Annotated in this window: 1 pseudogene; it reads left to right on the top strand. The window is 45.0% G+C overall.

What is annotated here, in order from left to right:
* Positions 1 to 96 precede the first annotated feature (96 nt).
* Positions 97 to 251: pseudogene (ybiJ, locus tag FN960_RS24490) on the top strand (DUF1471 family protein YbiJ); the annotation flags it as partial.

Below are 251 nucleotides of genomic sequence, written 5' to 3'. Positions count from 1 at the left end.
ATTCTCTTCGATTTTATCTCTCGTAAAAAAACGTGATACTCATCACATCGACGAAACAACGTCACTTATACAAAAATCACCTGCGAGAGATTAATTATGAAAACTATCAATACTGTTGTTGCTGCTATGGCTCTTTCAACTCTGTCATTTGGCGTGTTCGCGGCGGAACCGGTAACGGCATCCCAGGCACAGAACATGAATAAAATCGGCGTGGTTTCTGCCGATGGCGCATCCACCCTCGATGCCCTGGA

The organism is Alkalicoccobacillus porphyridii, from assembly GCF_007293315.1.
GTDB lineage: Bacteria > Bacillota > Bacilli > Bacillales > Bacillaceae_D > Alkalicoccobacillus > Alkalicoccobacillus porphyridii.
This window is presented reverse-complemented; position numbering and strand designations above follow the sequence as displayed.